The 13,745-nt window shown below is 56.2% G+C and carries 6 protein-coding genes; 3 read left to right on the top strand and 3 right to left on the bottom strand.

The genetic code is table 11. From position 1 onward, the window contains the following. Nucleotides 1-29: 29 nt before the first annotated feature. Together purD and ACYZTW_RS03990 are read left to right on the top strand one after the other, a co-directional pair. Complete coding sequence (purD, locus tag ACYZTW_RS03995) at nucleotides 30-1,325, top strand: phosphoribosylamine--glycine ligase (protein WP_462003830.1); 1,296 nt, start codon at nucleotides 30-32, stop codon at nucleotides 1,323-1,325. Between the two features lie 99 nt (nucleotides 1,326-1,424). Then, a complete protein-coding gene (locus ACYZTW_RS03990) occupies nucleotides 1,425-4,199 on the top strand; it encodes a hybrid sensor histidine kinase/response regulator (RefSeq protein WP_462003829.1) in 2,775 nt (924 codons plus the stop codon). Nucleotides 4,200-4,221: 22 nt separating this feature from the next. Here the strand turns inward: ACYZTW_RS03990 and ACYZTW_RS03985 are convergent, their stop codons facing one another. Both ACYZTW_RS03985 and ACYZTW_RS03980 read right to left on the bottom strand, forming a co-directional pair. Beyond that, nucleotides 4,222-4,926, bottom strand: a complete 705-nt coding sequence (locus ACYZTW_RS03985) for a hypothetical protein (protein WP_462003828.1) — start codon at nucleotides 4,924-4,926, stop codon at nucleotides 4,222-4,224. 57 nt (nucleotides 4,927-4,983) lie between these two features. Beyond that, entirely contained in the window at nucleotides 4,984-5,772 is a 789-nt protein-coding gene (locus tag ACYZTW_RS03980) for a hypothetical protein (protein WP_462003827.1), read from the bottom strand. A 254-nt stretch (nucleotides 5,773-6,026) separates the two neighbouring features. Here ACYZTW_RS03980 and ACYZTW_RS03975 point away from each other — a divergent pair, with 254 nt between their 5' ends. Beyond that, nucleotides 6,027-6,623, top strand: coding sequence for a MarC family protein (locus ACYZTW_RS03975; RefSeq protein WP_462003826.1), 597 nt, complete (start codon nucleotides 6,027-6,029; stop codon nucleotides 6,621-6,623). A gap of 12 nt (nucleotides 6,624-6,635) precedes the next feature. Here the strand turns inward: ACYZTW_RS03975 and ACYZTW_RS03970 are convergent, their stop codons facing one another. Next, entirely contained in the window at nucleotides 6,636-13,703 is a 7,068-nt protein-coding gene (locus ACYZTW_RS03970) for a TcdA/TcdB pore-forming domain-containing protein (protein WP_462003825.1), read from the bottom strand. Between the last annotated feature and the right edge of the window lie 42 nt (nucleotides 13,704-13,745).

Below are 13,745 nucleotides of genomic sequence, written 5' to 3'. Positions count from 1 at the left end.
CAGAATTAGCGTCATCCGAGGTTTTTGAAATGAATGTTTTGATCATTGGCAGCGGTGGCCGCGAACACGCCCTGGCCTGGAAAGTGGCTCAGGATCCGCGCGTGCAGAAAGTTTTCGTGGCGCCGGGCAACGCCGGCACCGCCATTGAAGCCAAGTGCGAGAACGTCGCTATCGATGTGCTGGCACTCGAACAGTTGGCCGACTTCGCCGAGAAGAATGCTTCCCTGACCATCGTCGGTCCGGAAGTGCCACTGGTCGCCGGCGTCGTCGATCTGTTCCGCTCCCGTGGCCTGGACTGCTTCGGACCGACCGCTGGCGCTGCTCAGCTGGAAGGTTCGAAAGCCTTCACCAAGGATTTTCTGGCTCGCCACAAGATCCCGACCGCCGACTACCAGAACTTCACCGAGATCGAGCCAGCCCTGGCTTACCTGCGTGAAAAAGGCGCGCCGATCGTGATCAAGGCCGATGGCCTGGCCGCCGGTAAAGGCGTGATCGTTGCGATGACCCTGACCGAAGCCGAAGACGCCGTACGCGACATGCTCGCGGGCAACGCCTTCGGCGACGCCGGTTCGCGCGTGGTGATCGAAGAGTTCCTGGACGGCGAAGAAGCCAGCTTCATCGTCATGGTCGACGGCAAAAACGTATTGCCGATGGCCACCAGCCAGGACCACAAACGCGTCGGCGACGGCGATACCGGTCCGAACACTGGCGGCATGGGTGCTTACTCCCCTGCACCAGTGGTCACCAGCGAAGTGCACAAGCGCGTCATGGATCTGGTGATCTGGCCAACCGTGCACGGCATGGCCGAGGAAGGCAACGTCTACACGGGCTTCCTGTACGCCGGACTGATGATCGACAAAGCTGGTAACCCAAAAGTTATCGAGTTCAACTGCCGTTTCGGCGATCCTGAGACCCAACCGGTGATGCTGCGTTTGCAGTCGAGCCTGGTGTTGCTGGTCGAAGCCGCTCTGGCGCAAGCGCTGGACAAGGTCGAAGCACAATGGGATCCGCGTCCGAGTGTCGGCATCGTGCTGGCGGCGGGCGGCTATCCTGGTGACTACGCTAAAGGCGTTGCCATCAACGGCCTCGATGCAGCCGCAGCACTGGAAGGCAAAGTCTTCCACGCCGGTACTGCGCTCAAGGACGGTCAAGTGGTGACGGCCGGTGGTCGGGTACTCTGCGCCACGGCAATGGGTGCCAGTGTCGATGCCGCTCAGCAGCAGGCTTACAAGCTGGCGGCCAGAATTGATTGGGAAGGCTGTTTCTATCGCAAGGACATCGGCTACCGTGCCATTGCCCGCGAGCGTGGCGAAAATCAGGAATAAGAGCGCCATTGGGCCAGGCAGGGGCTTCAGGCCCTTGCCGGACTATTCTGGCGCCGCGCATAGTTATATTCTGGCATCAACCTACGAAGGGATTTCGCCGTGCGCTGGCTCAGGATTGCCATAGGTCTCACCGTCACTCTGCTGACCTTGCTCTGCATGCTCCCGGCCCAAGCCGCGCAAGGCAGTGGCTGGGCGGTATTGCTCGACGAACAGGGCGACCTGCAGCTCAGCGACATCCGTTCCGCTCGCTACACCAATCAATTCAGCCCCATTGAACTCGACCGCCTCACCGCCGCCGAGCCCGATGGCGCGTTATGGCTGCGTTTCAGACTCGCGCCCGGCAAGCATGAACAGTTGCTGCGGGTGTTCGCTCCTGACCTGTCGCACCTCAATCTGTATGTGCTGGACGGCGACACGCTGATCGAGCAATTGAACACCGGCACCGGCCAGCCCCAGGCTGAACGGCCATTGCCCAGCAGCGACTTCATGTTGCCGTTGCCGCAAAACGAAAAACCTCTCGACGTTTACCTGCGACTGGTCTCCGACCATCAGTTGAGGCCTTACATCACCCTGCAGTCGGCGATCATGACCGCGGCCAATCAGAATCAGACGCTGATCTACGGACTGTTGTTCGGCTGTATCGCGATGCTGATCCTGTACAGCCTCGTCCGCTACGCCTATACCCGTTCACGCAGCAGTCTCTGGCTGGCCGGATGCGAAGCATTGTTGATGCTCAGCCTGTTGCTGTTGCTGAATCTGGCAGGGCCTTGGCTGCCGAACTGGCACGCGGTGCAGACACCCGGCGCCTACCTCGCCTTGCTGCTGACGGCGCCGTGCGGCCTGATGTTCGCCTATCGCTTCTTCACCCCGCTCGGTCCGCACCCGCTGAACAAGCTGCTGCTGGGGGACATTCTGTTCATCGTGGTCTGCGGCTTGCTGCTGTTATTCGTCAACACGCTGCCGCTGAACATCATGACCTACGCCCTGGTCGCTCTGGCAGGTCTGAGCATGTTGTTCGTCAGCGCCTATCACTGGCAAAAAGGTTATCGCCCGGCGCGCCTGTTCGTCGCGGCGATGGTGGTGTTCAACATTGGCACTCTGATCATGTTGCCGGCACTGCTGGGATTGACCCTGGTCGCACCGCAGGGCTTGATCATGACGCTGCTGGGGTTAATCTGCATCAGCGGCGTGTTGATGAGCATTGCGCTGAGCGAACGTCAGCGCAGAATCACCGAAGACCGTTTCAGCGTCAGCCGCGACCTGGCCGCCAGCAACGCCGAGATCAACGCCAAGGCCGAATTCCTGGCAAAAATCAGCCACGAAATCCGCACCCCGATGAATGGCGTGCTGGGCATGACCGAGCTGCTGCTGGGCACGCCGCTCTCGGTCAAACAGCGCGACTATGTGCAGACCATCCACAGTGCCGGCAACGAACTGCTGACACTGATCAACGAAATTCTTGACATCTCCAAGCTCGAATCCGGGCAGATCGAACTGGACGATGTGCAGTTCGATCTCAACGCGCTGATCGAAGACTGCCTGAGCATCTTCCGCGCCAAGGCCGAACAGCAGAACGTCGAGCTCATCAGCTTTATCCAGCCGCAAGTGCCACGCGTCATCAGCGGTGACCCGACGCGCCTGCGTCAGACCCTGCTGAGCCTGCTGGAAAACGCCCTGAAGAAAACCGACGAAGGCGAAATCCTTATCGTCGTCGCGCTCGATGAGCGCAGTGCCAAACCGCGCTTGCGCATTGCCGTGCAGGACAGCGGTGAGCCAATGGAGGCCGAAGAGCGCGACGCATTGATGCACGCCGAACTGCACAGCAAACACTTCCTCTCGGCCACCCGTCTGGGAGGCAATCTGGGGCTGGTGATCGCCCGTCAGCTGATTCGCTTGATGCAAGGGGAGTTCGGCATCAAGAGCGGTGCCAACCAAGGCAGCACCTTGTGGCTGACCCTGCCGCTGGACACTGATCGCCTCGAACACCCGACGTCTGACCTTGATGGCCCACTACAGGGTGCACGGGTATTGGTGGTGGACGATAACGACACGTGTCGCAAAGTGCTGGTGCAACAGTGCAGCGCCTGGGGTCTGAATGTGAGTGCCGTTGCGTCCGGCAAGGAAGCACTGGCGCTGCTGCGCACCAAGGCCCACCTGCGCGATTACTTCGACGTGGTCCTGCTGGACCAGAACATGCCTGGCATGACCGGCATGCAACTGGCCGCCAAGATCAAGGAAGACCCGAGCCTGAACCACGACATCCTGCTGATCATGCTCACCGGTATCAGCAATGCGCCCAGCAAGATCATCGCGCGCAATTCCGGGATCAAACGCATCCTCGCCAAACCGGTGGCCGGTTACACCCTCAAGACGACGCTGGCCGATGAGCTGAACCAGCGAAACAAGGGCCTTTCCATCTCGCAACACCTGCCCACCGGCCCGACATTACCGGTGAAGGTGCCAAGCGATTTCCGCATCCTGGTGGCCGAAGACAACAGCATCTCGACCAAAGTTATTCGCGGCATGCTGGGCAAGCTCAACCTGCAACCGGACACTGCCAGCAATGGCGAAGAAGCCTTGCAGGCAATGAAAGCCCAGCGGTATGACCTGGTCCTGATGGACTGCGAAATGCCGATCCTCGACGGCTTCTCCGCGACTCAGCAATTACGTGCCTGGGAAGTCGGCAATCAGCGGACTCGCACCCCAGTGGTGGCGTTGACTGCGCACATCCTTGCAGAGCACAAGGAACGCGCACGCCAGGCGGGGATGGACGGCCACATGGCCAAACCGGTCGAGCTGTCGCAACTGCGCGATTTGATTGAGCATTGGGTGGCTCAACGTGATCAGCAGAATCGTACAGCTTCGACCTTCTGAGCAGCCCTGTGGTGCGATTCGATCAGACGCCCCAAGAGCCGTCGGACAAGCTCAACATCGCAACATTTGCGTCAAGCTTTTCCCTGACCTTCAAGGCGATAGAATTACGCGCACGACCGTAGTGTTTTTCGTCCAGATTGGCCCGGGCATAACGGATGCTGACAATGCCTTGCACATCTTCGGCCTGATACAGCTGTACCAAAGGATTGGGACTTATCTCCAGATGGGTCTTGAACTCCAAGTACACACTTGTGAACGAGGTTGGAGTTCGCGCCAGAATCACCAGCAGTCGCACAGCCTTGGGCGGCGCAGGTACTTCATTCGATTCATCTGCGGACGTTTTTTGCACGTAACTGCGCAGCAAGCTCATTGCAGGTTCAGTGCCCGACACACTCGCCACCCGTGCCAATATTGCGGCAGCAGCTTGCCCTTCGCCTGAAGCACCTTTGGCCATCGCAGCGGTAACCCATTCGATCGCAGACTCGCCGCTGTTTTCGGTGATGAGCCATTCCTCTCGCGCTTTTGATTGCCGCAGCCAGAAATCATCTAAAACTTCCACATAAGCGTTGTACCAATCAGCCTTTGGATCTTTTTCAACCTTTTTATTGGCAACCAATTGCGCCAAGAACACCGAATTGACCAAATCATCATGAGCGGCCAACCCATCAGATTCGGGGACAATCACGATGGCCCCACCTACGACCGACACTGAATAATCGCAACTCATATCAGTTCCTCGCTCATAAAGAAAGGCAGCCGATACTCGACTGCCCTTCCAGATCAATTAGATGTCATAGTCAGCAATTTTGCCGGCATGAACAATAAGTTTGTTCTCAATAATTCCACGAGCGGCTTTGGCGACCGTATCATTTTTTGTAAATACAGTCTCACCGCGATACAGATTCACATTACGAGTATCCACATCGACAAACAGCACTTTGGTCGACGTGTTCCTGCGTGAAAACCGCACCGCACCCAGGGCAAAAGTGGCTACGCCATTATGTTCAGTGCACGCACCGGTCGCAATTCCGCCTACGCCATGCGCCAACAGATTTCGCTCATAAACTGTCAGTGCCGTATCGCGCTTTTGCAGGGCTGTAAGCGCCTCCCCCGCCACTTTCAACATCAATGCAGTCGTCGGACCAGGCAGTGCAACGCCAGCGACCACCGAGCCAAGAATCTCCAACACCAGTTTGTCCATACGGACACTGGTTCCGCTGATGAGCAAGTCGTTGTAGTACTTGCTGGTAGGCGACCAGCCTGCGTCGGTCATGACTTTCACAAACCTTCCATACCATTCTTTACCCTGGGATTCCTCTGGAAACGCTTTGTTCGCTGCAAGGCTCGCATAGAGAAAAGCGTTCTGCGCATCCGACCGGTTCTCACCACTGAGGTTACTGCTGAAAGACAACACACCTTCGCCCACAATAGAGGCTTTCGAAGGTTCTTCAACCTTGTCACCCGTCGTCAACAGACTACGAGGGCGAATAGTCATCCCATCATCCAGTTCATATTCCTGCAGACGCTTAACACAACCCGCAATATACTGCTCACTAACTACTTGGTCATTCATAACAACTTCCTTATTTACATTAAAGCAAGTTCCTCATGAACTTGCGGAAAAAACAATAACCCAACAAGCGAACACTAACAAACCAAAACATGTAACATCATATCCCGCCACCCCATAACAACTAACACCATATCCTTAGTTCAGAGCACGCAAATAAAAACAAATAACAACCAGGTCATTGAAACCCGATTCCCACACGCAATTGATCGACTGATAGACTTCGCCTCACTCCTCTCTTGATGCGAGCCGAAACCATGCTCCCTGTGTTATTCAGCGTTTACCTGAAGATGCTGGTGCTCTACAGCCCGTTCTTCGTGTTGTCCTGCTTCATCAGCCTGACCCGCGGCTATTCGCGTAAGGAACAACGGCGACTGGCCTGGAAAGTGGCGACTGCCACGCTGGTTTCCAGCGTCTTGCTGTACCTGTTCGGGCGGGTGATTTTCAGTGTTTTCGGCATCACCGTGGACGCCTTTCGCATCGGTGCCGGCAGTGTGCTGTTCATCTCGGCACTTGGCATGGCTCAGGGAAAGTCGGCGGTGCAAACCGACAACGTGCAGCAGGACGTGACCATCGTCCCGCTGACCATTCCCCTGACGGTCGGCCCCGGCACCATCGGCGCCCTGCTGGTCATGGGCGTGAGTCAGCCGCATTGGGACGACAAACTCACGGCCATTCTCAGTATTGCCCTGGCCAGTTTCACCGTCGGCGTGGTGCTTTATTTGTCCAACCGTATCGAGCGGATTCTCGGTGACCAGGGCTTGCAGATCGTCAGCCGGCTGATGGGGTTGTTCGTCTGCGCGCTGGCGGCACAGATTATTTTCACGGGTGTGAAAGGTTACCTCGTACCCTGATGCCCGAATGCATCACACCTCGTTCAACCGCTCAACAACCGCCCTGAGCTCAAGACTGCTTTCACCGTGATTGGCCGTTACCTCCAGGAGTTCATCAACCGTGACCTCCAGCGTGCCACCCAAGACTTGAAGGCTCAGGCTTGGCAACCTGCGCAACGCGGAACGACTACCGTGGGCATTGCGAAAGATCACGCTTCGGCCATTGTCGGGATCGGTAAACAACAGATGCCGTTCCACCCGATCCACCCGCCAGCCATCCCGGACAACCGTCTCCAGTATCAAGTGGCCAGGCGCTTGAGTTTCACTCCCCTGCACGTCACTGCAATCAACAACAATACAGTCCAAGTGCTGCCAGGCTGCCTCCGATACTCGGTAAGTCGATCCCGTTTCGGCACACCCCAGGACCAATGTGCTCACACCATCGGGAACCACCGCCAAAAGATCGTTCACCTCACCAGGTATCTCTAGCGTCATGACGTCGCCGTCACGGGTAGCCTTGCTTGCCTTGACCCACAAAACGCCGTGCGTATCGCGGTTGAATATCAGCCCGTCCACCGGGTCAAACAGCACAGGAATCGTTTCATTCTTCGTACCGAGAAAGTTCGACCACTGGCCGTCAGACCGTCCGGAAATGCTGAACACACGATTGAGCTGCGGCACGTAGTAACGAAAGCGACTTCCGGCGTTTCCAATCGGAAGGTACGGCACATGCGCGTGACGGGAGACAAGGTCCTTCAATCGCGCCGTTAACGCCTCGATCGACTCGCCAGAACGATAAGACCAAACGTGCTCGACACCTATGATGCGGGCCGCCCCAGCCTCAACCATGTCGATATTGAGCCCGTCACGGGTGCGGCCGCGCAAACCGCCGTCATAAGGCAGCACGTCAGAAAACGACCATTGAGCCCATTGTTTTTCAGGTCGCAAGAGTGCCTCGCGGTGGAGCAGCCGTGTGCCACCGCCGAACGCGATACGCAATTGCTCATCAGTCATAAAAGGCTGGCGATAAAGGTGGCCGGTCTTCATGCCGTGTAGCCAGGCGTATTTCCCATCCCGGGATGTGCCCAGCAAACGGTAGTCACCTTCATGGTCTGGATCGACAATCAACAGTCGGTGTTCAACATAGAGTGCGAACAACGGCATCCGGCCCGTAACGTTCGACAATCCGCTGAGTGCAATCACAGAAACAGCAAACTCTTTACCGAGGACCTGAAGCTCGTTCAACCAGTCAGGGTGTGAGTTGAGCCATCGGCCGGTAACGCCCCACAGGAAAAAGCTGGCATCCGCTCGAAGGTCAAAGATCAGTCCGTAGTCGTTGATGGCCTGGTATCGACCCTCTCGGCCCGAGAGCGTCACCTTACCCGGCAGGGGGACATGCCGGGCCGTTGTCTCCGGGGACGCAGTCAGTTGCTGCTGGTAGATAAATTGACTGTGAGCGTCATAAAACAGGAACGCCTGAGCATCCGCATCGCCCATTGGCAAAAGGGTCAGCTGCAACGCTTGCGCACTGATCTCGCCGGAAGGCAGACGCGGTTGCATGACCTGATTGCCCTCGCTGAAAATCCATCTCGGCAACGACGGCTTGTCGATCTCACCGGACATTGCCGTCACAAACCGCGCCGGCTTCCATGACGCCCACCTCTCGGCGCTGCCGCTATCAGCGACCACCGGAGAATCCACTTGCTTGAACAACGAAAGCACACCTTCAAGTGAATCAAAGTAATCCGGAGGCTCGGTGGTGACAGACACCAGTACGATTTCCTGACCCTGAATCAGATAAACCACGACATAACGCTGTGTTGGCGTCAGACGTACCGTCTGAGTCACTTGTATGACCCCTGCCCCCAGATCGAGACAACTGGCGATCACTGCGAATTGACGGCTGGGGTTAAGTACGCGGTAACACCAGGTCGTCAATCCGGTGATCGCATTGACGCGCCAAATCAGAGGGTAATCCGGATGATAGAAGTACGCGTGATCCCCCTGCACAGCCGCCAGCTGAAGCTTTTCGCTGACGGGGCCCAGAAACTGGCGACCGTAGATGAAGCGTTCTTTTGCGACCTCATACCAGCCTGCAGTGCGTTGCGGGTTTTGCGGGTTGCCGAACGGCAGTTGAAATTCGCCCAGGGGCACAATGGCGCCATCCAGCCGCTGTTCCTGATAAAGCTTTTTTAAACGCTCCCGTTCAGTCCGGGAATAATTGCCTTTTTTCGCCTTGAGCGTGGCGAGACTCAGTTGCCGGGTGCTCCAGACAACGCGGTACATTTCTGCACGACGTGTCTGAACAAAAACTTCGGTGCCAACCGCGATATTCACGTGAATACCGTCAATGCTCAGCCCAAAACTCTCGACACTGACCTGTTGCGGCTCCGTCCAGTCGGCGATCAATACCCAGCTCAAGGCCTCCTTATCTGGACGTGCGCTGAGGGTGACCGCTACCACACCCGGCCTGAGTGACAGCGCATACGGCCCTCCTACCGTATCGATTCGGTAAGAAACCTTTCCGCTGATCTCCCGCGGCAATTCAGGAACGTACAGTGCCCGCGTCTCATTTCCGACCCGCACGTTAATCGTCGTGGGCTCATAGACTGGATTTAGTTTGTAGAGGATGTGCCGGAAGGGTCTGGCATGGGTGAAGTAGAAACCTTCTTCCTTAGTTTCAAGATCACGCAAGACTTCATATTGCGGGTACTTCTTCTTGGTGCCGATGCTTGCGTAACCGACAAGACTGGAATACCTGATCAGGTCCTCCCACTCAAATGCTTCTGGATCAGAACCCAGTTGGTATTCATAGCCGTAGTAGCATTTTGGAGTACCGGGAAGCAGCAAGGCCGAGCCAGTCGGGACAGCATTGAATCGGCCGTGAACGCGCGGGCCGGGAATCGCGACCTGTTTTGGTAGCCCCATGCTCTCGCGAATAACAATGGCGTTCTCTTTGTTTCCATCGGGCCGTGGAAGCCCAGAGCCACCCATTGAACGAAAGAGCCCTTGGCTATCGAACACGATCACGCCTTCACGAAGATCCAGGGTATCCACCACCGCCTCGGGCATGACCGATACAAAACCCTCGTTGGACGAAAAAGCCTCTGGGCTATAGGCCATTTTGAATCGGGTAAACAATTCGGCCACTTTCTCGGCCTTGTCCATGATTTGCCCGAGGTTGCCGGCTATTGCCGTGACACCGATTCCGATGCCCAGCAAGGGCACCGACAGCGCCCCGGCCACCGCGCCGGCCGTTCCCCCAGCCACCAACGCAACGCCATCGAGTGCAAGCGCAGCGACGTCGAACACCAGTTGAGTACCAAAGCGCGCGCTTTGCTCGTGGTTTTCTGCATTGAGAAACTCGTAAAGGTCGAAGCCAATATTGACCACCCCCAGCGCCTGCCCCAAGCCTGGGCCAGCGACTCGCGTCAGCAGCTGCCCGCCCGTCGAAACAGCTTTGACGGCTATCGCTCGCTCCACGCTGACAAGTTGCCGAACCAGGCTGGCCATTTGCAGCGTATCGAGCACGATACCGTGAGTTAACTGCGCATAGCCCAAGTAACCATGAAGTCGAACGGCGACCGCCAGGTTCGACTCCATTCCTGGCTCCGCGCCATGATCCCGATTGCGTAATTCCGTGATCAACGTCTGGAAACCAAAAGCAAAACTCAACCTGCTACCTTCGGAAACGTCAGTCGGATCAACAGGGCTGACGGGCCTGTCATTCTTGCCTGCCAGGTGTTTGATGGTGTTGTCCAGGAATGCCTTGATCTGTTTGAGAAGCGGTTCTTTGCTCGTAACCTCGTGGACCTGTGATGTCTTGATATCCATAAACGACAGTGCAGTGCTGTCATCCGCCTGAGCCTGCACGGTTGAGAACAGGGGAACGAACTCTGCCCCGAGCTGGTTCGCAGCTCTTACCCGCGCGGTCACCAGGTCAATTTCCTTCGCCCAGACACTGGCATCCCGCTCGGACAATGCGCGACCCAATCGGGCATTTTCAGACAACGCACGAGCACGCAAGGCAGCGTGATGCTGCCATGGCACGACGGTCTTGCCAGCGCTCAAGGACTCATTACCGAGAAACGCCAAGACGTTTAGTTTCGATGGCAGTCGCTTGCTGGCGATGCGCGTACCATCGAGCTCTATCACGTTGAACGACGAGTTGACCGACGCCTCGATTGCATACTGCCTGGCCAATTCGGGCACACTGAACAGCCGCTTCATCCCACGCTCGAGACTCTCTATTCGATCAAACTCGAAGACGCCAAAATTAGGATCATAAAAAAAATAACGACCTTGTTCTGGCGTCCCGATCCTGGCCACCAGCATGGAATGGTTCTCGGTATTGAGCATGAGTGTGCAAGGCGAGGATTTAGCCGCCAGAGCGCCTAACACGCCATCGAAATTCAAAGCGCCCAGCTTGTTGCCAAAATCGGCTTGCGGTATGGAGCGCAAATCGTCGAGCGCCCGAAGGAAAGCGTGACTGTCGTTCTCACCGGGAGATAGATTGGCATTGGCCAACCTGCCGCGTAATGCCTCCACCGACGCGTCACCCTGATGAATCGCAGCGGCCATCAGCAGCGCCAGGGGATAGCAGCGCCTTCCGGGGTCGCCTTCGCCTCGAACCAACAGCCCCTGTGGCATCAGCTTCCCCGTGGTAGCGCCCGATTCGATGAACGTTTCCAGCACTGCGCCACTGCGTTCCAAGATGTACTTGCGCAGCTCATATTCCACCTGGTGCCTGATCCGGACCACGCGCTCACCCCATTGGCGCAAACTCATCGGCTTCTCGAATGCGAGTGCCTTGAGTAGCTGAGCGCTTTCCTTCGCGGGTTGAAAAGCACCCTGAGCCGCATCAAACCCTGCTACGAATTCGGGATGTTTTTGTGTCAACAACACCTGCTCGATCGCCATGAAACGCTGGGAGAAACCACGGTCGGCTGTATTTTCCGCGAGCGTGCGGACCTGCTGCCAGGCAGCGTCGAAACCGACATTGTCCAGCGTATGAGCACCGAAGAGACCACCGAGTAGCGTCCGGTGCATCGGGCTCAACTGATCCAACGGCAGAGACCCGTGACCAATGCGAACGATCATTTCATTCAGGTTGCCGATGGGGTCGAAGCCGTGGGAAACCGGGAGTTCAGTCAAGGGCTGGGCGAGCACTTGCTGGCGATCATCGAAGTCCACGGACCAGGGTCTATCGAAGTTCAGTTCGCCACTGAGTTTTTCGTTCATCGCACGGATAAAGGGCTCGCCCAACTCGTCCATCCAGCGTTGCAGCAGACCGGTTCGCAGAACCGGTCGACCTTCGATGACCGGCCAGCCTTGTTTGAAGGCCATGGTTGGTTGTTTCAACAACTCCGGGAGGTTGCCTGTGTAGCGAGTCTTGTATTTTCCTTCACGCCAATTCTGCTGTTCTTTCAACACCCACGTTTCAAGCTCTGTGACATTGTCAACCCAACCGCTAATGGTCTCTTCTTCCGTCGCACGGTTGTATCCGGTGTCGAGTTTCAGCTGACCTTTGAGTGCTGCCATGGCCTCCTGAATGCAGTGAGTTTGCACAAAATCCTCCATTCCCCAGATGGCAGCGCCGGGCCCGGTCAAGAGAATCGTTCCATCGGCCTGGGGATAGATTCCATCCCGATGGTAGTTACCTATGGCGGTGTACAGCTTGGGAATAAACGGATTCAGATAGTCCAGCGGACGGTGTGTCAGCTCACTTTCCTGCTGGAGAAGTTGCTGGGCGGACTGCCCGGCCAAACCACTTTCCCAATGAGCGCCGGTGTTGATGATTTTCTGCTCCACACTGAGTAGCAAATCGTAATTACTGCGAATGCGCTTCATGATCGAATGAACCATCCCGGAATCTGGATGGGCCGTGATGAAAGCGTTCATCTCTTTGTTGCCAAGCGCCGTTCCCAAACGAACACCATCTTGCGGAGCGGTCAGCACCTTGGTCGCAGCAAAAATATCAAGCACGCCAGGATTGCTAGCTGAAAATTTGACCAACGCCTCCCGATCTTTGACAGGTACTGCCTCCACCTGACTCTTGTACTGATTTTTATCACGGTGGGGCATCAAGGCAGGATTACCATTGAGCAACAACTGCAAGACACCCAACTTTTGATTGAAAGAATATTTGCTGATGTCTACACCGCCCATCACTTCGACCAATGGCGGCAAGTAGTCCAGATCGCTGTAAGTGCCGCCCCCCAGGCTTTGCGCCTGAAGTCGAACCACATCCGACGCGGCGGCCAGATTCCCGCGAAACGACACTTCGCGCTCATAGACGTCCCACAGAAAGTGAGAGCTGAATGTCGCACGGGCATCGCATACCCGAACGTGTTCCCCTGCCATCGCCAAGTGACTCTCAAGATATCGCGCCCTCGCGGCTTCAAGCGTGGCCCGATCCTGTCCATATGCATTGACCAGCAAATCTATGCGCGCGTCGTCAGCTTTGCCGCCACGCTGTTGAACGGCTTTTACGTGTTCGAACATTTGCCGCCGTAGCACCTCTACGCGACGTTCGACGAGTTCGGAAAGATCCTTGAGACGAGTCATTTCAGCCCCGCCGGACTCCATGGCATGCGCCTTGGCGGCCTGGGTAATAATCCGATTGGTATCAAAAGCCATCAGTGCGTCAGGGTCATACCAAAGATTCAGAGTATTCCCGTCGTTACTTAGCACTTGCTTCCAGATATTGAGATAGTCCCGCTGATTGCCCCCAAACTCGCTACCACCCACCCAAACAAAGTGCATGATTTTAGGCACTTCAGGCAACACTGGGCTGAACATCTGAACGGTGTTTTTTAGTCGATTTACATAATTATCAAGCCGTGCAGAAATATCAGATAATTTTGCTGATGCCGGGCCTTTTCGATTAGCAACCAACGAATCGAATGCATCCTTAAATAACAAAGCAGGTGCCAATTGCTCAGACCACAGCTGACTGTCAGAACTGGCCTTATAGTACCGATGCAATGTTTCATACTCGGAAGCAGATGAAAACTCTTGCCATATCCATGGCAATTCACCCGGGTAGAAAACCTGTGAAAAAGACTGACCCGCCATCGCCCATACTTGCAATTCACTCATCGCTTCCATGCCTCAAAAAAATGTGACAAACACAGCCCAACA

It is taken from the genome of Pseudomonas sp. LB3P25, from assembly GCF_054897985.1.
The sequence above is the reverse complement of the archived record's forward strand: the minus strand, read 5'-3'. Positions and strand labels throughout refer to the sequence as shown.

Excerpts from the sequence above, each read along its gene's own strand:
- ACYZTW_RS03985 (WP_462003828.1), bottom strand. The coding sequence starts at position 4,926 with ATGAGTTGCGATTATTCAGTGTCGGTCGTAGGTGGGGCCATCGTGATT.
- ACYZTW_RS03970 (WP_462003825.1), bottom strand. The coding sequence starts at position 13,703 with ATGAGTGAATTGCAAGTATGGGCGATGGCGGGTCAGTCTTTTTCACAG.
- ACYZTW_RS03975 (WP_462003826.1), top strand. The coding sequence starts at position 6,027 with ATGCTCCCTGTGTTATTCAGCGTTTACCTGAAGATGCTGGTGCTCTAC.
- ACYZTW_RS03980 (WP_462003827.1), bottom strand. The coding sequence starts at position 5,772 with ATGAATGACCAAGTAGTTAGTGAGCAGTATATTGCGGGTTGTGTTAAG.
- purD (WP_462003830.1), top strand. The coding sequence starts at position 30 with ATGAATGTTTTGATCATTGGCAGCGGTGGCCGCGAACACGCCCTGGCC.